16 protein-coding genes and 1 riboswitch are annotated in these 25306 nt (G+C 54.4%); of the genes, 5 read left to right on the forward strand and 11 right to left on the reverse strand.

The window, feature by feature from the left end; all coding sequences use genetic code 11:
- Window positions 1-71: 71 nt before the first annotated feature.
- The 8 genes from AOP6_RS08340 to AOP6_RS08375 all read right to left on the reverse strand — a co-directional run bounded on the left by AOP6_RS08340 (window position 72) and on the right by AOP6_RS08375 (window position 11206).
- Window positions 72-899, reverse strand: coding sequence for a purine-nucleoside phosphorylase (locus tag AOP6_RS08340; RefSeq protein WP_155876290.1), 828 nt, complete (start codon window positions 897-899; stop codon window positions 72-74).
- 23 nt (window positions 900-922) lie between these two features.
- Entirely contained in the window at window positions 923-1672 is a 750-nt protein-coding gene (locus AOP6_RS08345) for a tetratricopeptide repeat protein (protein ID WP_155876291.1), read from the reverse strand.
- A 58-nt stretch (window positions 1673-1730) separates the two neighbouring features.
- Window positions 1731-2639, reverse strand: a complete 909-nt coding sequence (locus tag AOP6_RS08350) for a PfkB family carbohydrate kinase (RefSeq protein ID WP_155876292.1) — start codon at window positions 2637-2639, stop codon at window positions 1731-1733.
- A gap of 51 nt (window positions 2640-2690) precedes the next feature.
- The gene (mtnP, locus tag AOP6_RS08355) at window positions 2691-3554 is read right to left on the reverse strand and encodes an S-methyl-5'-thioadenosine phosphorylase (RefSeq protein ID WP_155876293.1); all 864 of its coding nucleotides are present in this window, start codon (window positions 3552-3554) and stop codon (window positions 2691-2693) included.
- Window positions 3555-3597: 43 nt separating this feature from the next.
- Window positions 3598-4635: a 23S rRNA (adenine(2503)-C(2))-methyltransferase RlmN gene (gene rlmN, locus AOP6_RS08360; RefSeq protein WP_155876294.1), complete on the reverse strand. Its 1038-nt coding sequence runs from the start codon at window positions 4633-4635 to the stop codon at window positions 3598-3600.
- A gap of 134 nt (window positions 4636-4769) precedes the next feature.
- Window positions 4770-5183, reverse strand: a complete 414-nt coding sequence (ndk, locus tag AOP6_RS08365) for a nucleoside-diphosphate kinase (RefSeq protein ID WP_155876295.1) — start codon at window positions 5181-5183, stop codon at window positions 4770-4772.
- A gap of 105 nt (window positions 5184-5288) precedes the next feature.
- Window positions 5289-9440, reverse strand: coding sequence for a translocation/assembly module TamB domain-containing protein (locus AOP6_RS08370; protein WP_213194522.1), 4152 nt, complete (start codon window positions 9438-9440; stop codon window positions 5289-5291).
- The gene (locus AOP6_RS08375; RefSeq protein ID WP_155876297.1) at window positions 9440-11206 is read right to left on the reverse strand and encodes an autotransporter assembly complex family protein; all 1767 of its coding nucleotides are present in this window, start codon (window positions 11204-11206) and stop codon (window positions 9440-9442) included. The genes AOP6_RS08370 and AOP6_RS08375 overlap by 1 nt, the downstream gene beginning before the upstream one ends.
- A 201-nt stretch (window positions 11207-11407) precedes the next feature.
- Between AOP6_RS08375 and AOP6_RS08380 the strand changes: the two genes are divergently transcribed.
- The gene (locus AOP6_RS08380; protein WP_155876298.1) at window positions 11408-12361 is read left to right on the forward strand and encodes a L,D-transpeptidase family protein; all 954 of its coding nucleotides are present in this window, start codon (window positions 11408-11410) and stop codon (window positions 12359-12361) included.
- Between the two features lie 87 nt (window positions 12362-12448).
- On the opposite strand, the gene AOP6_RS08385 is transcribed toward AOP6_RS08380, so the two are convergent.
- Together AOP6_RS08385 and AOP6_RS08390 are read right to left on the reverse strand one after the other, a co-directional pair.
- A complete protein-coding gene (locus AOP6_RS08385) occupies window positions 12449-12757 on the reverse strand; it encodes a hypothetical protein (protein ID WP_155876299.1) in 309 nt (102 codons plus the stop codon).
- 132 nt (window positions 12758-12889) lie between these two features.
- Entirely contained in the window at window positions 12890-14392 is a 1503-nt protein-coding gene (locus AOP6_RS08390) for an SDR family oxidoreductase (RefSeq protein ID WP_155876300.1), read from the reverse strand.
- Window positions 14393-14576: 184 nt separating this feature from the next.
- On the opposite strand from AOP6_RS08390, the gene AOP6_RS08395 reads away from it, so the two are divergent.
- Together AOP6_RS08395 and AOP6_RS08400 are read left to right on the forward strand one after the other, a co-directional pair.
- A complete protein-coding gene (locus AOP6_RS08395; RefSeq protein ID WP_213194523.1) occupies window positions 14577-17024 on the forward strand; it encodes an ATP-binding protein in 2448 nt (815 codons plus the stop codon).
- A gap of 59 nt (window positions 17025-17083) precedes the next feature.
- On the forward strand, window positions 17084-20206 hold the full coding sequence (locus AOP6_RS08400) for a hypothetical protein (protein WP_155876302.1): 3123 nt from the start codon (window positions 17084-17086) through the stop codon (window positions 20204-20206).
- Here the strand turns inward: AOP6_RS08400 and AOP6_RS08405 are convergent.
- Window positions 20203-22671 carry a TonB-dependent receptor plug domain-containing protein gene (locus AOP6_RS08405; protein ID WP_213194524.1) on the reverse strand — a complete coding sequence of 823 codons (2469 nt, stop codon included), beginning with the start codon at window positions 22669-22671 and terminating at the stop codon, window positions 20203-20205. The genes AOP6_RS08400 and AOP6_RS08405 overlap by 4 nt on opposite strands.
- A gap of 279 nt (window positions 22672-22950) precedes the next feature.
- On the opposite strand from AOP6_RS08405, the gene AOP6_RS08410 reads away from it, so the two are divergent.
- Both AOP6_RS08410 and AOP6_RS08415 read left to right on the forward strand, forming a co-directional pair.
- A complete protein-coding gene (locus AOP6_RS08410) occupies window positions 22951-23691 on the forward strand; it encodes an energy transducer TonB (protein ID WP_155876304.1) in 741 nt (246 codons plus the stop codon).
- A 419-nt stretch (window positions 23692-24110) separates the two neighbouring features.
- Complete coding sequence (locus tag AOP6_RS08415) at window positions 24111-25073, forward strand: hypothetical protein (protein ID WP_155876305.1); 963 nt, start codon at window positions 24111-24113, stop codon at window positions 25071-25073.
- Between the two features lie 120 nt (window positions 25074-25193).
- Window positions 25194-25277: riboswitch (cyclic di-GMP riboswitch) on the forward strand.
- The last annotated feature ends 29 nt before the right edge of the window (window positions 25278-25306 follow it).

Genomic DNA, 25306 nt, shown 5'->3' on the forward strand with positions numbered 1-25306 from the left:
ACACGGAAAATTTATTTATTGCCAAATAATTACAATATGTTACAGGAAAGCCTTGGGCAGAAGGAAGGATGTCAGACAGAAGTGGATGCAGCCCCCTGCCAAAGACCGATCAACTGGCTGACAAGGTCGACAAGGTGACGCTCAGCACTCTTGCCTGCAGACAGCACATCCTCGTGCAGCAGAGGAACGGGAGAAAGTCCAGCGGCATGATTGGAGATATAGGAGAGACCGACAACGTCCATGCCGAGATATCTGGCCATGATGGCTTCAGGAACGGTTGACATGGACACCGCATCGGCGCCAAGAAGCTTCATGGCCCGGATCTCGGCAGGGGTCTCGTAAGATGGCCCCTGCACGGCACAGAGCACCCCGCGATGAAGACGAATTTGGTTCCGAATGGCGAATTCATGCAGAGGAGGGTAAAGAGAATCCAGATAGAGGGAAGAAAGATCGACAAATGGATTGGGAAAGTTCCCGCGCAACGGGTTGTCTCCCATGAGATTGATGTGATCGGCGATATACATGAAATCGCCGGGCTCAAAGGAAGGATTGATGCCACCGACCGCGTTGGTCAGCAGCAGCCGGGGACAGCCAAGGACATGAGCAATGCGGGCTGGTAGTGCTACCTGGGTAGCAGAATACCCTTGGTAAAGGTGATAGCGGCCCTGAAAAACCAGTACTCGCCAGCCCATAAACATCCCGGCGACAAGACGGCCCTGATGTCCGGCCACCATGTTCTCAGGAAAACAGTCAAATCTCTGGTAGGGCCAGGCGGAGGGTTCTTCGATGTGGTCCGCCAAGGCGCCGAGGCCAGAACCAAGGACGACAGCCAGATCAAAGGGCGCCCTCCCCTTTTCATTTATGACTGTCTCCTGGATTTCTCGGCAATCCTTGAACATGGGCTCTTCGTTCAAGCAGGATATCACTTCAACACTTTCAGATGTTCCCTGGACAATTTACCCAGTTCGGTGTCAGGAATAAGGCGGATGACCTCGTTGAAGGAAGCGACAGCTTCTTCGGTTTGACGAAGTTTTACCTGAGCCAGCCCCAGTTGATAGTGAGCCTGTGCATAATTGGGGGCGATAGCCAACGCCTCACGATATTGAGCGACGGCTTCTGTCGTTTTATCCAGCGCGTAATACGCTTGGCCCATCCCCAGATAGGCAGGGGCATAGCGCCTTTCAGTGGAGATGGCCTCCTTGAAGAAGGTAACAGCCTGCAGATAATCCCCCTTCTGGAGATACGCATACCCGATACCGGAGAGAGGAACTTCGGGATTGTCGAAATCGAGCCGGGATGATGTCGCCTTGAAGTAGCGGATCGCATCGTCCCAACGCTCCATATCGAGGTACAGGGCTCCAAGGTTATTTAAAAAACGGGGGGCTTCATGGCTCAATTTGACAGCTTGGAGATATCGCCGTTCGGCCTCAGGGTATGCTTCCTTGACATGAAGCACCTGTCCGAGAGCCGCCTGGATTTCGGGATCTTTCGGGTTGATTTCTTCGGCCATCCGAAACTCGTTCATGGCCTGGCTCATTCTATCCTCACGCAGATAGGATAGTCCCAGCATATAATGGGCCCGCGCTTCGTCACTCTGTTGAGGATTAATACCACAGCCGGCAGCCAGAATGAGGGACAGCAGAATTCCCGATGAAATGATCTTCTTGATCAATGCAACCTCCTTGAAGAATCGGCAACGAGAACCGTCGATGCACGGTGGACCAGAAAGATCACAGGCCTTCGAAGTCCGTCAAAAGCTTCACCTTGCGGTAGCGATCTTCAATGTCGCTGTAACGAAGGGAGCGCATACGGTTCAGGCTGAAGTCCTCCACGTTGAAAGACGCCATGACACTTCCAAAAACGATCGCCTGGCGCAGGCCGGAATCTGTCAGGTTTTTTGTGGAGGCCAGGTATCCCATGAATCCTCCGGCGAAGGTATCTCCGGCCCCGGTAGGGTCGAAAACTGATTCAAGGGGATAGGCCGGGGCGGCAAAAACCGAATGTTCCCGAAACATAAGAACGCCGTATTCCCCACGCTTTATCACCAGGGTTTCAGGCCCCATGGCCAAAATCTTGGCGGCTGCCTTCATCAGGTTGGGCTCGCCGGAAAGCTGACGAGCCTCCCCTTCGTTGATGAGAAAAATATCGACGCGCTTGAGCGTTTCCAGTAGCGCTTCCTTTTTCCCTTCTATCCAGAAGTTCATCGTGTCACAGGCAACCAGTTGAGGCTTGTCCACCTGCTGAAGAACCTGCAACTGCAACTCGGGATCGATATTGGCCAAAAAAACAAAATTGGCCTCCCGATGTGCGGGAGAAAGTTGGGGGGCAAAGGATTCGAAAACGTTCAGATGGGTCTCCAGAGTTTGAGCCTCGTTCAGATCGTAACCGTAGCTCCCCTTCCAGCGAAACGTTTTCCCTGAAACGACCTGCAGTCCACTCAAATCAATGTTTCGCGAGCGCAGAAATTCAAGGTGTTCAGACGGAAAGTCTTCACCAACCACGGCTACCAGCCGAACCTCATCAAAAAAACTGGCTGCGGTGGAGAAATACGTCGCCGAGCCGCCGAGGACATCATCCCCCTTGCCAAAAGGCGTCTCCACAGAATCAAACGCAACGGAACCAACCACGAGAATGCTCATTGTCACCTCTTCTTATCCGGAACCCAGGCTATTGCTGGTAAACAATTAAAATCAGAGATATTTACCCATCACTACCTGAAGCTTTTCCAGAGTTTTAGGCGGGATGATCTCCTTGCTGGTCATAATGGCGAATTTCAGCGCTTCGCCACAGGCGCAGGCCGAAGGAGTCGCCAGGTTTCGCACGGCTTCCCGAATGATTTTGCGCGCCGTCTCTACATTCTGTTTGACGATGGCCAGGACCGCCTCCACGGAAACATCGTCATGTTCCTCGTGCCAACAGTCGTAATCGGTGGCCAGAGCCACGGTAGCATAGCAGATCTCCGCTTCACGGGCCAGGCGGGCTTCGGGCAGATTGGTCATGCCGATGACGTCGACACCCCAACTGCGGAAGATCTTCGATTCAGCTCGGGTGGAGAAATTGGGGCCCTCAATACAGATATAGGTTCCGCCTTTGTGCGTCTGAGCACCCACGGTCACAGCGGCCTGATGCAGGACAGCAGCCAGATCGCCGCAGACAGGGTCGGCGAACTGAACATGGCCGACGATCCCTTCGCCGAAGAAGGTCGACGCCCGCTTGCCCTGGGTGCGGTCGAAAAACTGATCGGGGATGACGATATGTCCAGGAACGATCTCCTCTTTCATGCTGCCGACGGCGGAGACAGAGATGATGCGACTGACTCCCAGTTTTTTCATGCCGTAGATGTTGGCCCGATAGTTGACTTCAGAGGGAAGCAGGCGGTGCCCTTCGCCGTGTCGTGGCAGGAAAACCACCTTGAGGCCTTCGAGTTCACCCGTAATAAAATCATGGGAAGGATCGCCGAAGGGGGTTTCCACTGTGACGTTCCGCACATTGGTGAGCCCTTCCATCTGATAGAGGCCGCTGCCTCCGATAACGCCGATTACAGGCTGAGCCATGGTCATTTCCTCCTGTTAAAATAATGGGGTCATTGATCAAGAATCAGGATTTATCGTCGAGGCGCCCTTTAAGTTGACCGCAGGCCGCCGAGATATCCTGACCCTTGCTGGCCCGTCGTATGGCCACGATGTCGCGATTGAGCAAATAGGTCTGAAATGCCTCGATAGCCTCCGGTGTCGGTGCCCGGAAATCAGAGCCAGCATGCTCGTTGAAAGGGATAAGGTTGACCTTGGCCTTGATACCGTGCAGCAACTTGATCAGACGTTTGGCATCGTCAAGACTGTCATTGACGCCGCGGATCAAGATATATTCAAAGGTGATGCGCTGATGCGGTTTCAGGGGATAGGCGCGGCAGGCAGCCATCAGCTCTTTCAGCGGATAACGGCGGTTCACCGGCATCAGGCGGTCGCGCACCTCGTCCGTGGTGGCATTGAGGGAAATCGCCAGATTGACAGGGATGCGCTTGGCGAGTTCGAGCATCTCAGGGATCAGACCGCAGGTCGACAGCGTCACCTTGCGGGTGCCGAATCCCATACCATCATCCAGGTAGAGGATTTTCAGGGCGTCCACCACGTTATCGAGGTTGTGCAGGGGCTCGCCCATGCCCATCAGGACGATGTTGTTGATGGGGCCATCCTTGGCGACAGCACAGACCTGATTGACGATTTCGGCGGTTTCCAGATTGCGGAAAAGCCCAAAGGTTCCGGTAAGGCAGAAAGCGCACTGCATCGCGCAGCCGACTTGAGTGGAAATACACACGGTGGAACGACCGTTTTCCATGGGAATGCGGACGGATTCCACCGTCTGCCCATCATCAAGGCGAAAGAGGTACTTCTTGGTGCCGTCACTGCTGGTCTCCGTGACTTCGGCAGTCCAGTCAGAGACATAGGCTTTTGCGGCCAGTTGTTCTCTGAGTTCCTTGGACAGGTCGGTCATTTCGGCGAAAGAGGTCACGCCCCGCCCGTAGATCCAGCGCACAATCTGCCGGGCACGGAATTTCTCTTTGCCGAAAGCGGAAAGAAATTCAACCAGAGCCTCAAAGGTAAGATTTTTAAGATCAATGCGTTGCGGGTTATCCATGAAGTTCTTTATAAAGATTGTATTCGATGCGGCAAGGTAAAAAAAAGCCCCCGGGATTGTACCCGAAGGGCTTTTTTTAAACAAGAAACAATTGAGTCGGCCACCGGCCGGGCTCAATGCCGGCTATCGCAATGCTAAAGAAGCTCGAGACCGGAGAAGAAGTAAGGAATCTCGAAAGCAGCTGTTTCGGGAGCGTCGGAGCCGTGAGTCGCATTCTCGCCGATGGAGATGCCGAACTCTTTGCGCAGAGTGCCTGCGGCCGCATCGGCCGGGTTGGTGGCGCCCATGAGATCACGCCATTTCTTAATGGCGCCAGCAGCCTCAAGAACCATGACCACGCAGGGGCCGCTGCTCATAAAGTCAGTCAGTTCGCCGAAAAAGGGACGCTCTTTGTGCACGTAGTAGAAACCTTCGGCCTCGACTTTGCTCATGTACAGTTTTTTCAGACCAACAACCTTGAAGCCCTCGGCATAGATGCGGGCCAGGATTTTACCGGCGTTGCCGGCAGCGAAGGCGTCGGGCTTAATGATGGCAAATGTTCTTTCCATGTCTGTATTTCCTCCATTTGGGGTTTTGATGGTGTTGAAAACGTGCCCTTTTAGCATTCCCCATAGCGACTGTCAAGCTCTTCGGCGAGCCCTTGCTTCCATACCTTACTGAAATTCAACCTTGTAGAAGAGGTCGGCGCCGCTGACCGTTCCCATCTCCGTTTCCAGCTGCCATCGTTTGGAGATGTCGTACCGCAGGCGGACCTCGTTGGTCTGCGTGAATAGAGAATGCCCCAGACTGATATAGAGACTCGGGCTGAGATATTTGCCGATGGTGACCATGGAAGTTTCAACGTCACCGCTCCCGGCTTGGATATCGAGCACGTCAAGTCCGAAACGTCGGCGTATCTTGTCCTGCAGGACAGTAGACTCACCCTTGGTCAGTAAAGCACCGGCTGCCAGCATAAGAGCACTGGAATCACCCGTCTCTCCTTCCAGGGGCCGTCCAAGCACCACATAAGAGAGGATGTCCGTATCCGGCATGAGAGGTTCTGAGTACAGTTTAACGACGGGCGCTCGTGGAGTCCCGGTGACCTGCACCCCGGCCCGAACCTCGCCCACATGGCGAAGGGCCAAAATATCCAGAGAAGGCTGATCTACCGGCCCACCGCCGAACACAATACTGCCTCGATCAATATCCAGTCTCAATCCATAAGCAGCATAGGCTCCGTCCACCACGGATATCTGCCCCTGGGCCGTTATCCTGTCTATCCCTTTCAAATTCACAGTGACTGCGCCCTCCAAGCGGGCGTCCACCCCGCCGACCTTGACCAGGGCACGATCTCCCAGAACAAAACGGACCTGGCCTTCCACCTGCCAGGGACGGGCTTTCTTTGCAAGATCTTCCTGTCCCACCACAATCACGTCATGGCTGGCACGCAGAGTAGCCGGCGCCTGACGATCAAAGACGAGAATCTCAGGCAGCTGCACCTCTCCCGTTATGGATGTGTATCCCTGAGTACCGGTGATAACCAGGACAGGACTTGCCTTGACCTGGAGTTCAGGCAGACGGATGACTTCAAACCGGTTGCCTTGCAGCGAAAAACGATAGTCCGCCAAACGCCATTGCTTCAGCTGGACTATGCCCTCTCCCTGCAAGCTGCCGCCCCCGGATTGACACCGGAAAGTTTCTATCTCCACCCGGCTGTCATCGAAACGCGCCTTCAACTGCACATCCTTGACCTGAATGCCAGCAGCAGGAACATAAGCCCCACCACCCGTCAACCCAACCTGCCCCCTCAACTGCGGAGCCAGCCAGGTTCCCCCCAGACTCAGGTCCAGTTCAATATCCCCCTCACTTTCCTGGATCACGCCAGGCATAACTGCGGCCAGCAGTCCCTTTTCGGTGGCGGAAACCGCCAAAGCTCCCTGCATTGGCGCTTCCACGCGGAGACTCGTTGGCAGACGTGCGGCCAGAGGTAAGCGGAAAGACCCATGCCCGTGACCGTGCTCAGCCAGGACAAGGGATATCTCCCCCTGTAGGTGTTCTTTCTGCCAGGTCAAGGCGAAACGGGATTCGCGCAACGGCACCGATACGAGCCCCTGTTCATCATGATATTCCAGCTGCCCATCCAGGATGGCTGCCGAACCGGTCAGGTCCAATTGCCAACCTTCCAACCAGTGACCACGAACTTCACCCGACAAAGCCCCCAGCAGATCCACACCAAGAGGCATAAATGGCCGCAGGGCGATCAGGTCGATGTGGCTCCACTGGACAGAGACATCTCCCTGCCTCGGGAAGTTGAATGCCTCTACAACCTGCCCTTGCTTGGACTGCAGATGAGCAGCCAGACTGCCGCCTTCTTCGAACTGAACGTCTCCCTCAAAGGCAAACCGCCCGTAATCCCACACCAAGCCGAGGGAGGCAGCCTTGGCCTCCAGATGAAGATCGCCGAGCAGAAAACTGCCAGAGAAATCGTTCGTGCCATCCAGCACCAGACCGGATTCATCTCCATACCGCCCCTGCAGACGCCCCGTCAGGACCGCATCCGTTTCCAGTGATCCCAGAATCATGGCAAACTGGTCGAGATGAACCTCCTTCCAGGTCAGCGAAAAATCATAATCGGGCGGCAGTGTAAAGCCCGTCGGTTGATCGGAGAGAATCTGGGCAGAGATCTCTCCAAAAGGCAGGAGGATCTTAGCCTGCCCTTGCAAACCGGATGGACTCCAATCGGTGTCGACGCGGAGGTGGCTGATCTCGGCAACTTCGCCCTTTCGTGCGAGGCTCCCTGACGATTCGGTGTGCAGAAGCACCCGGCCCTCTTCGGCACCGAAACGATCGAGCGTCATTGATCCGTCGGTCTTTCCGGTAACCTTCACTTCCCTGGACCAGGCGTTTAATAAAGCCAGGTTCAAGTTCTGCCACTGTGCTTGCGTTGTAACAACCAGGGGATTGAACTCCACAGAACCTTCGAGCTGGACTCTGCCGCCCTGTTGGTTGCTCAAAACCAGAGGGGTGAGACCGATTTCCTGTCCTGATGCGTGAAGTTCGACCGTTTCCTGCAGATTCCAGCTCCCCCTGTCCACATCGTCCCAGCCCAAACGCAGAAGAATACCCCGCCACTGCTTTTCACCGTAGTCCCCGCGCAGGGCTAGTTGTCCCTGGCCTGTCGGCCAGTGCAGCTGCATATATCCTTCGTGGTCTTCGGGAGTTCCCTGCAACGTAGTATGCAGACTGTTGAATGCCAACGTTCTGTAGGAAATATCATCGGTCTTCAGTTCGAGGATAAAGGGGGCGGCGGGGTGAGTACGGATTAAAGACAGAGCAAGATTGTCCATAGCCGCGCCAAAACCGACCAAACGGGAAGAGTGGATGGCCAGATTGCCGAAAGGCTGTCCTTCACGCCAACCGGCCCATCCCTGCACGACACCCTGGTGTATCTCGACGGGGAGCAGAGTCTGTGCTGATGTGAGGTGGCCCGTCACCTCAAGGCGATCGAGAGACTCTCCTTGCAAGCGGATATCGGCGCCCTGCCCTTGCAGATGTAAAAAAGCAGCGAGAAGAGTACCCTCTTCCATGGTTAAACGGGCATCGACATCCACCGGACCGGCGGGCCATGGCGGTCCAATCTGAGACGGATTGAGGGCGCGGGCCTTCACATCAGCACGAAGGCTGAATTCCTGGCTCCATCCGACGGCAATATCGCCGACAATCTCGCCATCAAGCCAACGCCCCTGCAGATCGCTGGCAGAAAGCGTTTCCTTATCTCCTCCTATGGTGCCGGCCAAGGCGACACCCTCCCAGCCGGAATGTTTGTTGATGAGGTCAAATCGTCCAGAGTAGCCAGAGACTGAGCCCTCCAGCGAAATATTGCCGGAAAGAGATGTGGAGGTGCCAAGTTCGGGCGAAAGATCCCAGGCAGTCAGTTGCAGGTCTGCCTCCAGCCAGGGCTCTTTCTCAGCAAAGTGCAGTTCTGTGCGCCCTTTTGCTTGACCAGTGTGTTCCCCTTGCGTCAGCGTCCAATCCTTAAAAAGAACGCGGTCGGAAAAGAGGGACAGCTCTCCATCCAGAGCAGCGACAACCTTCTCTCCAGCGGCAGCAGAAAGTTCCAGACGGGCCGCCAGCAGGGAGCCTTTGACCGTGACGGGTTGCATGGACAGGGTCAGCCGGTCCACTTCATGGACGGGCTGGGGCCAGTCCGCCTCCAGAACCCCCTCAAGGGAGGGCTGCAGCAAATCGGCGCGCACAAAACCACGGACATGACCGGCACTGCTATCCAGGGAAAGCTGCTCCAGGGCCACCCTTCCCTTCGTCAGCTCCAGGCGTGTGCTCAGACTTCCGGTAAAAACCTCTGCGCCAGCACGTTCAAGGACGATATCCTGCAGACCCAAATTGTCCACCCGGACTTTCACCCTCTTAAAAAACTCTGGAAAATCAGGCCATCTCAGAGAAACAGGACCATCAGGCGATACACGTTCCCCCTCTTCTGCCGGCAAGCGGATCACGACCTGCTTCAATTCCAGAGCGGTCAGATGGAGCCTCCCGACCAAAAGGTCGCGGGGTTGCCAGTTCAGATGAAACTCGGCGGCCTCGACCTCACCGCTGTCCCAGCGCACCAGAATCCCCTCCAGGAGCAGATTGTCCGTCAGGCTGCCCTGCATGTGTCTGATCTGTATGTCAATCGCGCCCGAACGGGCTGCCAGGCTCAGAAGCCAGGACGCACCAGCCGTGGTGCGCAGCAGCCATCCCGCAAAAAGAATCGTTGCTGCCAGCAATAGCAGAGGTATGGACAAAAGCACTTTTTTTCGGATCGACATTACCATCCAATTCCCAGGCTGATATGAAAACGGTAACCGGGGTTATCGACGCCTACCTGGCGGGCGACATCCAAACGCACAGGGCCAACGAGAGTGTAGCGACGCAGGCCGATTCCTACGCCCTGGGCCCAGGTGATGTCGGTGAGCGTGTCATAGGCGTTGCCCGCGTCATAAAAAACCGCCACCCCCCAATTTTCAAAAAGAGCCCTTTCCAGCTCCAAACTCCCGACGAGCAGATGCTTCCCGCCTACGACCTCCCCTTGTGAATCGACCGGTCCGAGGGACTGATAGCGGTAGCCACGTATGCTGTTGTCTCCGCCGGCGAAAAATCTCAGGGACGTGGGTATTTCCTCAAAGGGATCTCTCTGCCAGGTGGCGGCACCTTCCACCCTGGCAATCAGGGACAAACGAAACGGCAGGGGCCTCAGGACATTCGCCCTGACCCAGCCCTGCAGAAGGCTGGTGTCGGATCCGAGGCTGTCGTGAGCACCGCGGACTTCAGCACGCAGGTGAAATCCCTTGCGAGGCCTGATTGAATCGTCATAGCGCCGCGCCGAATAGCGCAAACCGGGAATCACCATACGAGAGCGGGCGTCTTCTCCGCCGATAGTGTAATCTTCCTGCAGCAGGCGCACGAAAAAAGAGCATAAACGACCCCTTCCCATCGCGTAGACACGTTCTCCTTCTGCAAAAATGGAGCGGCTGGTATAGGTGTCGATATCCTCCCGGTCAATACCCAGGCGTAAAACGGTGTGCGCCTCCTTGTTGCGATAGCTGGGTATAGTGTAACTGGAGGTTAAAAATTGCTTGTACTCAGCAATCATTAGATCGGCGCTCAGCTCGTGGCCGAGATGCAGGCTATTGACATCCTTGTATTTCAGGGTAAAACGGGCCCCTGAGTCCGTGCCGTAGCCAATACCGGGCCGCAGGCGACGGCGCGCCGAAGGGGTCAGCTGAATGTTGACCGGAACCCGCTGGTCCACCGCCGCCTCCAGTCCAGGCGTGATAACCACTTCTCGAAAGCGGTCTGAATCAAGAAAATTCAGCTGCGTCTGCCCCAGTTTTTCATAGGAAAACACGTCACCCGGTTTAAAAGCCAGGTAGCGGTGAAAGAAACGCTCGGGGAAGTTAGGTGCGCCTTCAAAAAAGACCAGCCCAAAATAAGTCAGCGGACCTGTTTCTAGCACGAGTCGGACCTTGGCGGAATAGCGCGTCGGATCCACCAGAATTTCGTGTATGCGATACTCCGCCTGCAGATAACCGCTGTCAATGGCGCGAGCCTTCAGCGCTCCCTTGCCCTCTTCGTAAAAATCATGGCGAAGCGGGTCACCTTGGCGCACGGGAAATCGACCCAGAATCTCTTTGAGACGTCTATCATTGGCTCCCGGTCCCTCCAGAACCAGATCCACGGAATCGACGCGAACAGGTTTCCCGGGAACAACCTGCACATTCAGAACCTCGCCGTCTCCGTTGCCTGCCGTTTCGGCACTGATTTGAGGCGAGTAATAGCCATAGGGTTCCATGGCCTTGGCTGCCTTGTCCGGCACCTGTCGAACAAAGTGGTTTAACCAGCGTCGATCGACCTGGCCATTGCGGATCAGACCAGCGGGAGGGGCCAGCGCCGCCTCGACGTTTTGCAGAATCTCTCCCTCCAGCCCGAAAACCACCACACGCAGGGGTTCTTTAGCGTCCACAGGCGTCGGAAGCCAGAGAAGGACCAGACAGAAAAAAGAGATGACTCGTCTCAGGTAAAAGCTTTTATGCAAAGGAACACCCAAAGGGAGAAAGACTAGATTTCGTTTTCCAATCTACTACGTCTAAAAAACAATATCTCCAGTACCATTTATTCTATGTATTTTCTGCATGCATACACCACGGTGAACAGCGGGTAAAGGGACAAAGAATACAGGATCACCCACCTCCAGATTTCCATAGGCAATTTTTTTTTTTTGGCTATAATGGCCGCCATGTTAAAGCGAACCTTATTTCTGCTGTTGGCCGCCATGCTGGCCTTTCCCCTCTCGGCCCAGAGCTGGTATCCCCGGCTTGTCGAGGACTCCTACATTGCCCCCCTCGATGCTCCCCAGATCGTCGGGAAAAATAGACCCTACTACCTGGGGCCTGACGAAGACCTCATCCGGCTGGCCTGGCGAGGTGGACTGGGTTACAAGGCCTTGCTTCATGCCAATCCCGGCGTGGATCCCTGGCTGCCCAAGCCTGGCACCGAGATCACCCTGCCCTACAGCATGATTCTTCCCGCCGGGCTCACAGAGGGCATCACTATTAATCTAGCCGAACTGAAGCTGTATTTCATCTGGCAAGAAGACCAAAAGTTGCGCGTGCGGGCTTATCCCATTTCCGTAGGCGCCGAAGGACTTGATACTCCTGAAGGGCTGTTTTCCGTCAAGAATCGCGTGCAAAACCCCTCCTGGACCGCTCCGGCGTCCGTGCGCGAGGAACGCCCTGACGGTCCCCTGACCATCCCCCCCGGCCCCGAAAACCCGTTGGGTGATTACTGGATTGGCCTTTCCATACCCGGGTATGGGATTCATGGCACCAACAAGCCCCTTGGAGTCGGCCGCCGCGTCAGCCATGGTTGCATCCGCCTCTATCCCGAAGACGTCAAAGACCTGTTTCCACGAGTAAAGGTCGGCACACCGGTACGTATCATCTATCAGCCAATCAAGATGGCCGTCAACGACGGTGTCCTGCTGGCTGAAATCCACGACGACTTTCTCGGGCGCGTCGAAGACCCCCTGAACGAATCCCTTCGCTTGCGACACTCTCTCGACTGGAAAGGTCCCATCGACTGGCAGGCCCTGGAAAAGGCCCTGCAGGAATCGCGCGGAATTCCTGTTTCGATATCAAGCCCGACCGAATCCCTTGCTCCTTTAGTTCTGGATGCGAAGGCCACCTACTGATGCCCTCCGATACAATCGGACACAAAAAAGCGGAGACCCGTTCGCAACGGACCTCCGCTTTTCAATTACTCATTCTTTAAAACCGAATTACTTTTTAAGACCCATTTCGAAGGCTTTCATGGCCTTATCAGCGCTGTCCTTAGCCTGATCGGCGCTGGTCTGAGCAGCATTAGCAGCGGACTCGGCCCGTGCAGCAGCAGCGTCAGCCTTAGCAGCAGCGGACTCAGCGCGGGTAGCAGCAGCTTCAGCGGTTTGAGCCGACTGAGAAGCCGACTTGCTGGCCTGCAGTGCCTCGTTGATCATGTCTTTGTCAGCCTGAGAGAGTTGTGCGGAGCAGCCAGTCATGAGAAGCATTCCCAGTCCTGCTGCGCCCAATGCCATTTTGAACTTGTTCATGTCATTCCTCCTTTAGAATTTTTGGCAACATGGAACTGCCATAATTTAAGCAGGTTCTGGTTGTCTGTCAATGGCTAATTAAGATTAATTCCTAAAAAACTACCGATCCCACCCTGCTTTTTTCATGGAATATCAGGGACGCGCAGGGCCCTCCAGCAGAGGGAGCCCTGAGCTTTCGACCATGCCACGAAGCATCCCTTTGAATACAGGCACATGGAACGGATGGACCAGATACCAGTAGACTATCCCCCACATGCCCCGGGGCAAAAATCGGGCCGTCTGTCGGAGTTCGACCTTCCCTTCCCCCACTGCCTTCAACGAAAACTCAAGAACAGCTTCACCGGGAAGTTTCATCTCCGCCACCAGCAGCAGAGAGCGGCCTGGATCTACACGCTGCACGCGCCAGAAATCAATGACATCACCCGGCAGGATTTCTTCGCCACTGCGGCGGCCTCGACTCAGGCCGACACCACCCGCCAGGCGATCGATGATACCGCGCAGCCACCACAGCCAGTTGGCATAGTACCAGCCTGTGGAGCCGCCAATGCGACTGATGAACGGCCATATATTTTCGGGGTTTCCCTCTATCAAGACACGCCAGCTGTCTTCATATAAGGTCCCTCCTGCCCACTGGGGATCTCCCGGATCGCTCCATTCTGCGGGGGGCATATCGCCGGCTTCCCGCCATGAACTTTCCACCGTCTGTTGCTTCACGCGTTCCAGAGCCAGACGAATCGCCTCACGGCAATCAAAGAGTGGCTGCGGCACGATGGTGCGTATATCATCATTGCGGCAGATCACGGGATTGCGCAATCCCTCAGCCAGCGGACGCGCCAGGGCGGCAGGCACCGGTGTCACCAGATGAATCCAGTAGGAGCTGAGCCGTGGAGTAAGAACAGGAACAGGCAGGACAATACGCTTTTTCAGGCCGGCCTCTTCCGCGTAGATTTCCATCAGGCGCCGGTAGGTCACCACCTCGGGCTGTCCAATATCAAAGGTCTTATCGAGTGCCTGCGGATTGTCCAGGACGCCTATGAGGTAGGTCAGGACATTTCTGATCGCGATAGGCTGACAGGGCGTATCGATCCAGCGAGGGGTGATCATGATCGGCAGTCGATCCACCAGATAGCGTAAAATTTCAAAAGAAGCGCTGCCTGAGCCAATAACCATGGCGGCACGCAGCACCGTCACGGGTACACTGCCTCGCTGCAGTATAGTGGCAACCTCATGCCGGGAAACAAGATGCTGGCTGAGATCCGCAGATTCTTCACCCAGCCCCCCCAGGTAGATGATCTGCTGCACCCCGGCCAAAAGCGAAGCTTCCACCATATTTTCTGCTGCCATACGGTCGGCCGAGCCAAAGCTTTTGACTTTCGGATTCATCGAATGAACAAGGTAATAGGCGGCTCGACACCCCGACAGGGCACGCTTCATATCAGACAGATTGAGCACATCGCCTTCGACAACATCGAGATGGGGATGGTGCCCCCATGAGCGTTGCAATATCTTCTGGGAAGACCGAGCCAGCACCCGCACGCGGTGACCTGCTTTCAGCAGGCGGGGTACCAGTCGGCTGCCAATGTAGCCTGTCCCCCCTGTTACCAGAACGGGTCGGTGATCATCATGTGCAGGCATATAACTTTCCTCTGTATTTCATGCGGTTTCAGCCAGAATAGCGCCTTTGGGAAGACATTAAAAAGGCTTGGCATTAAAAGAACGCCCTGATAGTATACCCATGTTTTTAATACTGGGCTCGCAAACTCTTTTTCAGCCATTCAAACTGTATAATAGCCTCCATGTTTACGTTGAAAGATCTTCTATGACGTTTTTTCGGAGCATGAGCATCCAGAAAAAACTCACCGCGATCATGATGGCCACAGCCGGGGTCGTTCTTCTGCTGGCCACGATCTCCTTTATGGTCACGGAAATTGTATCCTACCGGCGGGCCCTTGTCGCCAATGTTTCTTCCGTCGCCGAAATCATTGCCGCCAATGCGCGCATGCCTTTGAGCTATCAGGAACACCGCCTTCTGGATGAAATCCTGGCCTCCCTCCGCGCTGAAGCCAACCTCCGTGAAGCCTATATTTTCGACCAAAAAAATCGCCCCGTCGCTCAGTTCGTCAAAAATCGTGAGAGTCTTAAATTTCTCAGTTTCACCGAGAACTCGCCTCAGCACACCCAGCGACTGCAAAACGCTATCGAAACGGGCAAGGATCACCATTTCTTCTCTTCCAACTCTCTCTCTGTCTTCTCTCCCGTCATACATGATAATACGCGCATCGGCATGGTCTACCTGCTCGCCGACCTCGACCCTCTCTACAGCCGTCTGCTCTGGTTCGCCATCGCCGGCATCGGCGTAATGGCCCTGTCTATCCTGTCCGCCTATTTTATAGCCTCCCGTCTGCAGTCTTACATTTCCCAGCCCGTTCTGGATTTGGTGGGAAGAATGCAGTCGGCCTCCGAATTTCAGGATGGACCTCTTCCTGCTGGCCCCCGAAAAAAAGACGAACTCAAACTGCTCGACGCCGGCTTCAACCATCTCCTGAAGCAACTTCAACAGCGCAATGCAGAGTTGGAAAAACACCAGGCCGAGCTGGAGAATCAGGTACAGCAACGCACCGCCGAACTGCAGGCAGCCAAGGACCTGGCGGATAACGCCAACCAGGCCAAATCGCGTTTTCTTGCCAACATGAGTCACGAAATCAGAACACCTATGATTGGCGTTTTGGGGATGACCGACCTGCTTCTGGGCACGCCTCTGGATGCCAACCAGAGGAGCCTGGCTCAAACCGTCCATCATTCGGGCGAAACGCTCTTGGCCATCCTCAACGATATTCTCGATTTTTCCAAGATCGAGGCTGGCAAACTGGAACTGGAAACCATTGAATTCAGTGTGAGGGACGCCGTCGAAGAAGCAGTAGAATTATTCACCGAGAAGGCCTACTCCAAAGGGGTGGAACTGGTCAGCTTCATTCCGACGACACTTCCGCAAAGGATTATCGGCGACCCGACCAGACTGCGTCAGGTTCTTTTCAACCTCATCGGCAATGCCGTCAAATTTACCGAGCGCGGCGAAGTGTTGGTCGAACTCGAAGAGGAAAAGCGCAGCGACGACAAAACCACCATTCGTTTCAGCGTTCGCGACACGGGGATAGGTGTCGACGAGGCCGTCAGAGCACGAATCTTCGATTCCTTTTCGCAGGCAGACAACAGCACCAGTCGCCACTACGGCGGCACCGGGCTGGGTCTGGCGATTTCCAGGCAACTGGTCGTCATGATGGGTGGTGAGATCATGCTGGACAGCACCCCCAATCAGGGCTCGACTTTTTCCTTTGCCATCGATTTCGCAATAGAAGCCCACAAGCCAGAGCTATCCAGGGCGGCACTACCGCACCTGCCCGACAGGACGACGATTCTCGTTATCGAAGCCAACGAGACCCAGCGCCGTGTGCTGGCTCACTATCTTCAGGGGTTGGACTGTGAGGTGGACCTGGCCGCCACCCAATCGGAAGCCAAAACGCTTTCTGCCAAACGTGCTCTCATGGGGCATCCCTACACTTTGGCCATCATGGGGTGCTGTTCCCGAACAAACGCCGAGGGAACCCTTGAACAGATGAGCATCCTGCGCCGGCAGGTGGCCTTAAAATCAAGCAAGGCGCTTTTACTTTGCCCTCCCGTCAGCCCCTGCCTGCAAGATAACAGCTGGATGACCAGCTTCCAGGCGATCATTCCCAAGCCCGTAAAACTTGCCATCCTGGCACAGGTCATCGATGACGTCCTCCACAGCAGGACGTCGATTCACAGCCTGCCAATGGCACAGCCGTCACCCTTGGCGCCCCTGGAGGAAACACCAGGGGAATCACTGGGCCATATTTTATTGGCCGAAGATACACCGGCAACCCAACGCCTGATCCAGATCATTCTGAACAAACTGGGCTACGAGGTCACCATCGTCCCCAACGGCGAAACCGCTATTCAAACCCTTATCGACCAGGACTTCAGTCTTGTCCTCATGGATTGTCAGATGCCGATTATGGATGGGTATACGGCGACCAGACACCTGCGAGCCATGGATATCAAAACGCCGATTATCGCCCTGACCGCCGACGCCCAGATTGAAAATATCGATCGCTGCAAGGAAGCCGGCATGGACGATTACCTCGCCAAGCCCTTCCGCCAGGCACAGCTGCTGGAGGTTCTCGGCCGATGGCTGCCCGGGACCGGGGAGTACGCCAAAAAAGGAGCGTTCGCCGGTCCTCAGAGTTGATCATCTATGCCGTTCGAATCGCCCAATGTCTTTCCTAAGTTATCCGGAGTTTCAGCGCCATGGCCAAAACATCCAAATTGATTTTTGCATCCCTGGCGATCTGCGTTCTTCTGATGGCTCCTCTTGTTCTGGCGATACAGGCACTCGACCATAAAGAAACCTCATCGATCCAACTCGACGAAGCCATTCTCACCGACGTACCCGAGGGCGCCGAAGTCCTCCAGGTAACCCTGAAGGGCAGTGGTTTCGACCGCGATACCCGCTTCTCGTTTTATCCGGATTACAGCAACAGAGGCGCCATTATCGGGTCGGCCTCCACCTGGGGACCGGCCAACGCCCTAATCGTCCGGGGCAGCACCGCATTTGTGGCGGTCGGCAGGCAGGGGCTGCAGAGCTTCGATATCAGCAATCCCTCAAATTTGCGGCCCTTGGGAGCCGCTCCCCTTACGGGAGACAACCCTTCGGCCTGGGACCTTTCCCTTGTCGGGGATATCGCCTATGTCTCTGCCGGGAAGGGTGGATTACAGTTATTCGACATCAAGGATCCGACCCGGATCATCCCGCTGGATGTTGTCCATCTGCCGGGACCAACCTTCGGCATTGCCACAACTCCGAACCTGGCGATTGTCGCTAGTGGCAAAGAGGGGCTGCACTTCTTCGACATTCACAATTCTCGCCCTCCCCGCCTGCTTTCAAAGCTCGATCTTCCCGGTCATGCCTACGATGTCGTCATAAACGATCACTATGCCTACATCGCTGACACCAGGGAGTATCTGCATATTATTGACATTGCCGATCCTGCCAACCCCACTCTTCTTCGTTCCCTCGAAGCGCCGGGGAAGTGCTTTGACCTGGACTACGCCGAAGGGAGAATCTTTATCGCCGGAAGCACCTCTGGCCTTCATATCGTTGATGTTTCCAATCCGGACACCCCTCAGTGGCTCAGCAGCACCGACACCGGGGGATCTGCTCTCGGCGTCCGTGTGGTCGGCCATCAAGCTTTTTTGTGCACTGGGATAAACGGTCTGAAAATTTATGATGTGAGCGACCCATGGAAGCCCAGTTTTATGGGGATTTTGGACACACCGGGCACCGCACGTCAGATGCAGATTGCAGGTCGCACAGCTTTTGTGGCTGATTCCCATGAGGGCATTCAGATCCTGGATATTGATGGGGTGATGTCGCGTCCGTTCGATGTTTATCCTGCCAGAAACGGGTTTGTAAGTGTGGGTGCCGAGCAAAGAGAAAATCTGCTCTTCAGCAATCAAGAGAACATCCTTGAGATGTTTTCCCCCCAACCTCATTCCCCCTTTGAACGCATCGGCAATCTACCCCACGTGAACATTCCCGTTACGTCTGTCCGCGACCTGTTGCATAAAAACGAAACGCTTTACGCCGCCGATCCGAACTACGGGATCCACATCTACGATGCCGCCAACCCAGGGGCTCTGAAGAAGATCGGGGGCCTGTTGACGACGGGAGAGGCTCAGTCCCTGGCGCTGACGGGTCACACACTCTGTGTGGCTGATGGCACCGCCGGCCTGCTGCTGGTGGACGTTACGGATCCCCAAGCCCCTTTGCCGATTGGCCCGCCCCTCGCGCTTGGAACCGCCACGGCTGTCGCCGCCCGTCCTGGGTTGGTCGCAGTTGGTGTTGATGATGACGGCCTGCGCATGCTTGATATCAGCAACCCAATTTTACCGAAAATCATTGCCACCGTACATATTCCGGGGAATATCCGAGACCTCATCTTTACTGAGGGGTACCTCTATGTTACGGCCGAGTCCAGCGGCCTTCACATCATGGATATCTCTCAACCCCATCGTCCCAAACACATAACCACACTCAAAACACCGGGAACTGCCATGAAAATGGCTCTTTTCGAAAACACGCTTTTCCTTGCAGACGGGCCAGCAGGCCTGCAGATTATCGACATGAGCCAACCGGAAAACCCCCGCCTTCTAAAATCATTACCAACAGGTTTCAAGGATCAAGCTCTGGCTGTTGCCGTGCATTGGCCAAATATCTACGCCGCTGGTGAAAACCTGGATGGAAACGGACACATACTAGCCCTGGAACTGGATTCCCATTTCGAGGAGGTATCACGTCTGACTATCGACGCCACCTCGCACATTTCAGGTTGCCTGGCCAGTGACAACAAAACTCTCTTTCTAGGGGATATCACGTGGGGGATCCAGCCTTTCGGTATCCACGAAAAAACGGGTGTTAAATTATTACCTTACATCACATCCTTCAGGTATTACTCCAGAATTGTTGCCACTGGCGAACTCGCCTACCTTCTCTACAAAAATGGAGGAATATCGGTGGTTGATATCAGCGACCCCGAACACATGCAGGTAAAAGGAAACATCTCCCTTTCGTTGGAGACTCCCTCAGGTCTGACCTTGGATGGTCACTGGCTTTACCTTGTTGATAAGGGGAAGGGTCTGCTGATTCTGGACGTGTCGGATACGGAGAATATCAGTATGGTCAGCAGCATCCCCACACCGGGGCAGGCCTCTGCCATTGCTGTTCGCGATGACCTCGCGTTTATAGCCGACAGTCAGGAAGGCCTGCTGATTGTCGATGTGGGCGATCGTTTGAATCCACGGGTCGTTTCCTCCGTCAAGCTCCCCTGGCCCCGGCGGGAATTTTCCTTTGCCATGGATGTCGCGCTGGAAGGCTCATTTGCCTATGTGGCCAACGGCCCGGAAGGCATGATGGTGGTAGATATTTCCCGCCACGAAACCCCTCGTATCGTCAGCACCTTCAATACCAGGGGTTTTGCCAAGTGGGTAACGGTAAAAAACCAGAAAGCCTACCTGGCCGATACAAAAGTTGGCGTTCAGGTTCTGGATGTCTCCGACCCCCACAATCCCATCAGTATCGGCACCATAGGCCTGCCAGGCAACCCTAAGAATGGGGTCATCCGACAGGAAGAGGGTTTTTTCATGAGCGTGCAAACGGGTCTGGTCAAGACTCAGCTTCCCGTCTCCCCCCTTAAGGTGCGGATTATCAATGACAACACCGCAGTGCTTACCTTACCGCACCCAGGCAAAGAAGGCCGTTACACTCTGCGCGGTTACAACCGTGGATCTTTCTCCGAATTGCACGGAGGCATCGAATTGACCGGGATGACTTCGGTGCCTCCTGTCATCAGGGCCAATCTTTCCATCCCCTAGAAAAGATACTCGATTCCCGCCCAAATCTGGCGTCCCAGCTCGTATTCATCCCCGGCATCGGCCACATAGACTTTTTTATCGAACACGTTGTAAGCTTCCAGATTAAACACCAGGGTCTGCTGATCAGATACGGCGGTCTGCCAGCTTATTTTCCAGTCAAAGATGGTGGAACTTGGGCGGTTGACGTCTTCGTAGGCGTCCGCAATGTTTTCTTCTGGCGCCCATTCAGGCAAATCCACATCTTTTAGCCCCACATAACCGCTGCGATACTTGGTGACGTTGGTGAAGGTAAAACCGGCGGGCAGGGTCTTCACCAGGGTCAGGTTGCCTACCCAGGGACGGTTGAAGTCTTCCCGGGGCAATTCCCAGTCAAAAATAACATCGCCGTTGTACAGAACCTTCTCGTAGGCATCATCGTCTTCCAAACGATCCGTATAGCTGTCATTGCTCGATACACTGTCCTGCCAGGTCACATTGAAATTCACGTAATCCTTGCCCCACCAGCGCTCCCAAGTCAGGCTTGCTTCCTGGTGAAAGCTGCGACCGTTGTTGTTCCATTCAATGTATTGGTAATTGTTCTCATCCTTGGGGCTGGATGTAATTGCCAACAAATCCCTTCCTTTACGTTCCAGGTATTCCCCTAAGAGCCGTCCACCCAAAACAGCCTGATCGAACCCAACCGTCCATTCATCAACATAGGGCGTGTCCAAGTCTGAAACCCGGGTACCCGATATAACTGTAGGCGGCTGTAATTCCCATTCCTGCGGATTAAGATTTTCATCCAGTACTGTACTGCGAGTCCAGCTTTGCAGGGGTTTTTTGCCTGCCGCCAGTTTGTGGGACAAAAAGGTTTGACCGTAATAACGGTTTATCCCGCCAAAGAGCAGGGTCTTGCCCTGCCCCAACGCGTCCACCTTCAATAGCAGTCGATGACCCGCATCCCAATTTTCCAAATAATCATTATAGGAAATATGTAACCCGGGGCGGAAGACGATCTTCCCGAATTCGATTTCGTCTTCGCCGTACCAAAATACCTGGTTTAATGTGGCCTCGGTATGGTCCTGTTCGTATACCCTTTTTTTATAGAAGAATTGTTCGCCATCGACACAATCGATTTGGCCATCCGGACAGACCACCTCGCTTGAAACAAAGGCAAAGGGAAGATAATGTGTGGTCGTAAAGGGCCGGTCAAACTCCGCCCTATTATTTATAAAACCCAGACCAGAGCCGACCTTGTGGGTGAAACCCCAGATACGAACAGGATCTAAATTGATGTGGGCATTGCCCTCCCAGGTTTGCATTTTATTTTCAATTGAACCGAAGCCCCCCTCTTTACTGAAAAACTTATCATTGACAAGCGTTCCCCAATCTTTAGTCGGCTGGGTGATCGCCCACATAAAATAATTAGGGGGCGCTGAACGCGCGTTTTTACTATTGCGATAGCCGAGATTCACCTCAAGCCAGCCGCCAGGAAATGCCGTTTCAATGGCGCCAGAAAACCCTGAGCCACCTCCTTTTATGGAATAATCACTGTTCTTTGTATTTTCCAGAAAATAATCAGCCGCATAGGGGGCATGAGTCGCCGTGAGAGATAATCTGGTTTCGGGTGAGATCTCCAGAGCATACTTGATAAAGAAATTTTCGTTTTTGCGATATTGTTTTTTATCTTCGGTCAGGTTGGTCAGGTTGATTGATGAGTAGGCCTGCTGATAAGCAACCAGGAGCCCCATGCGCTGATTGATCGGCAGATCGAGGGAAAAGCCCCCTTCGTGCTTGGCAAAACGCGGCTGCATCTCTTCCGAAGTGGATTGGGTGAACTCTTCGACACTGGCGGGATCCAGGTGAAATTCGGTCCAGGCAGACCGGGTGGTGCGATAATAGAGATTGCCGCCAAATTCTTTGGCTGGATTGCGGGTGTCGGCTTCCACCACGCCACCGGTAAAACCGCCATAGCGAGCCGAGACATTGCTGCGATGCACGGTGACAGATTCAAGCAAACGGGGAGACAGGAAAAGTTCCTGGGAATGCCCAGCGATGTTGGTCAAATTGTCCGTTGAAGAAAACTCAGGATCAAGCAGGCTGTTGTTGCCGAGACCATCAATCTGAAAATTATTGTCGTAAGGTCGCCCGCCGGAGATGGAGATTTTGGGAGGAACAATTTCGCCACCCGTAAGGGACGAATTGGCTTCTTCACTGTACTGGATACCGGGCAGGATACGCAGTTGTTCCGTCAAGGTGCCATCGCCGGAGGGAAGGTTCTCCAGAAGATCACTGTTCAGAGTCGTCGTGCCCGCCTCAACCGGCACCTCGGCCACCCCGACCACGGTTACGCGGGCCAGCTCAGAAATATTCTCTCCTGATGCGAAACTCTTCTCGTCCGCTTCCGCCCAAAGCGCTGAGACACCAACAACCAGTAGACAAAACAGACCAAAACATAAGGAAACCGACGCTTTCAGAACCCTCACAACAACCATGCCCCCATACTTGTGAAAAATTCATTTAAAATCTTTTAAAAGATATAAATCAAGGGTTTATCGTATACGATTGAAGAATTCACATAAAGTTTTTCCGGCGACATGCCCCATTATTTATCCTTCATATTTTCACTCCCATTAACAGTGTCCCGCAAAGAGCGAATCTTGACCTGCAAAGGCAATCCATCGTATAAGGTTTGCGGCGGATCTGTTTGATTTCGCGTTGAATCTTTAAACTCTGTTGGTCCTTGACCAGGCCCGAGGGAATGCATGAGCAAAATGACCCTGATATTCTGGGGGGGGATATCCCTGGCCGTTCACGCCGCTCTGCTGTTCATCCCGGGCTCCGATACGCAGGTGCAGTTCAGGCAGGACCATCTTCAGGTAGCCTTTCAGACACTCCCGACTGCGGTCGTTACCCATCCGCAACCCTCATCTGAAGTGCCACGGGAGCTATCCAAAACCGATCCTCTCCCCAAACCATTCGAGAAGCAGCAGGATCCCAAACCTGCCACGCTGCCCTCGCCACCGAAAGAGATCCCCCAGCAACCTGTTTACCAGCCAACTGAAAAGAAAGCCGAGTTTCTTTCCTCACACGAAGTCAGCATTGCCGAACCTGCAGATGAGCCAGCAAGGTCAAAACCCTCTACCACTGAAACGACGCCGCAAAACCCAAGACCGTTGCCAGAAAAGACATCAGCAGAGTCCGCCTCGGCACCGGCCAACGCACTTGTTGAAGCGGCCCCACTTTATGCCGACAATCCTCCCCCAAACTACCCTCGCCTTGCCAGAGAGAGAGGCTGGCAGGGAGAAGTCGTACTGCGCGCCAGGGTCAGCAGAAACGGCCGCGTTATCCATGTCCGTATTGAAGAATCCTCAGGATACACCCTGCTCGATCGCGCCGCCGTCAAAGCGGTCAAAGGTTGGCGGTTCCGTCCGGCACGGCAAGGCCGCCACCCTATCGAAGCCGAAGTTCGTCTGCCTGTTCGTTTCACATTGCAGTCTTCTTAACCCCCTAACATTAAGAAGCTTTCACCCTATTCAGATCCCCAGACGAGGTGGGTGAAAACCCCTACTTCAGGTTAAATGCCATAGCAGGATCTGGCATTTAACATATCCCTAACCCCTTGAAAATTAACCATAGTTAATTCCTGGAGCCTAAACTCTTCTCCCCCAAAAAAATTCCTAGCTGGCTACTAAATATTTATTACCCCCCCAGGCCCCACCCTATCCGCATCATTCAATAATCCATAGGGATCAATCTTTAGTACTTCACCTGTCAATTGGCATTTTTTATGCTCATTAGAAGGAAAACCAAATTGGGCATGGGCAAATAACGAACGGGTGAGGCGACCATGGGTCACGGTATCAACCACACAAGGATCACATCAACGGCACCTACGCTGTGCCTCCTTGTGGGAATGGTTGCCATGGCTTTTTTACTCTCCCCAGCTGGTGCCTTCGGCGAGACCAAGGCCACCTACATGTATAAACTCTCCGACTTCAGTGGCGAGGTTCCTTCCCTGCTGGCTAGAGTAGCGGTCAATTCCGAACTAGGCGAGGTCTACGCGCTCAATCGCGGAGATGCGATCATTCAAATCTACAACCAGGAGGCCATGCAGATCTTCGGCTTCGGTGAAGAGCTGGGGCTGTCTTCCGCCCTCGATATCGCCTCGGGTCAGAACGGCGACATTTACGTGCTTCATACAAACCGCGTTCTGCACCTCGACTATAAGGGCACACCTTTAAAGGAAATCGTCCCCAGCGACCTGCCTGAAGCGGTTCGGGGCTTCCGCGCTGAATTCATGGCCCTGCAGCAGGACAAGCTTTTTCTGGCTGACGGTGAAGCCATGAAGGTGCTCGTTCTCTCCCTCGATGGAAAATATTTGAATCACTACGACCTGCGCGCTGTCCTCGAAGAGCAAATCAGGGCTGGACTGCATCAAAAAGATCTACGCCCTTCACAGGAGCGCAAGCTGCAGGACGACCTGAAAGCATTAAGCAGTGCTGAAATGAACGGCTTCGCGGTGGGGAGCAATGAGGAGATCTATTTCACCGCCGCTACTCTCTTCTCAGCCTTTCGCTACAGTGCGGATGGCCAACTGGATCAGTTCGGCGTGGCCGGCGGGGCCGTGGGCAAATTCGGGGTTGTCTCGGGTATCGAGACGGACCCTTCCGGAAACATTTACGTATCGGACCGCCTGCGCTGCGTGGTGCTGGTCTTCGATAAGGACTTTCAGTTTTTGACCGAGTTCGGATATCGCGGGGCCGCACCGCAGAACCTCATCGTTCCTGACGATATCGCGATCAACAGCCAAAACGGCACGGTGTATGTGTCTCAGGCAGCCAACCTCGGAGTCAGTGTCTACAAGGTTCACTTTGACACGAACTGACGGTTCTGGTTGCCACCCATTTCGGGGTCCTGCCACGACCCCTTGCCGAAAGGAGGTGAAGACTAAAAGGTAATACCCGCAACACCACGGATACCCGCCAGGGGGCGGTTATCCACTATCCTCCGAAAAAGGTAAACCCATCGCGAGGTGGGGACACAAAGTCACAGATCCACTTCGGGTGAAGGGGATGGCTGGGCTGTTCGGACCAAATCAAAAGATTTTCAGGAGGATCA

The organism is Desulfuromonas sp. AOP6, assembly GCF_009731355.2.
Classification (GTDB): domain Bacteria; phylum Desulfobacterota; class Desulfuromonadia; order Desulfuromonadales; family SZUA-540; genus SZUA-540.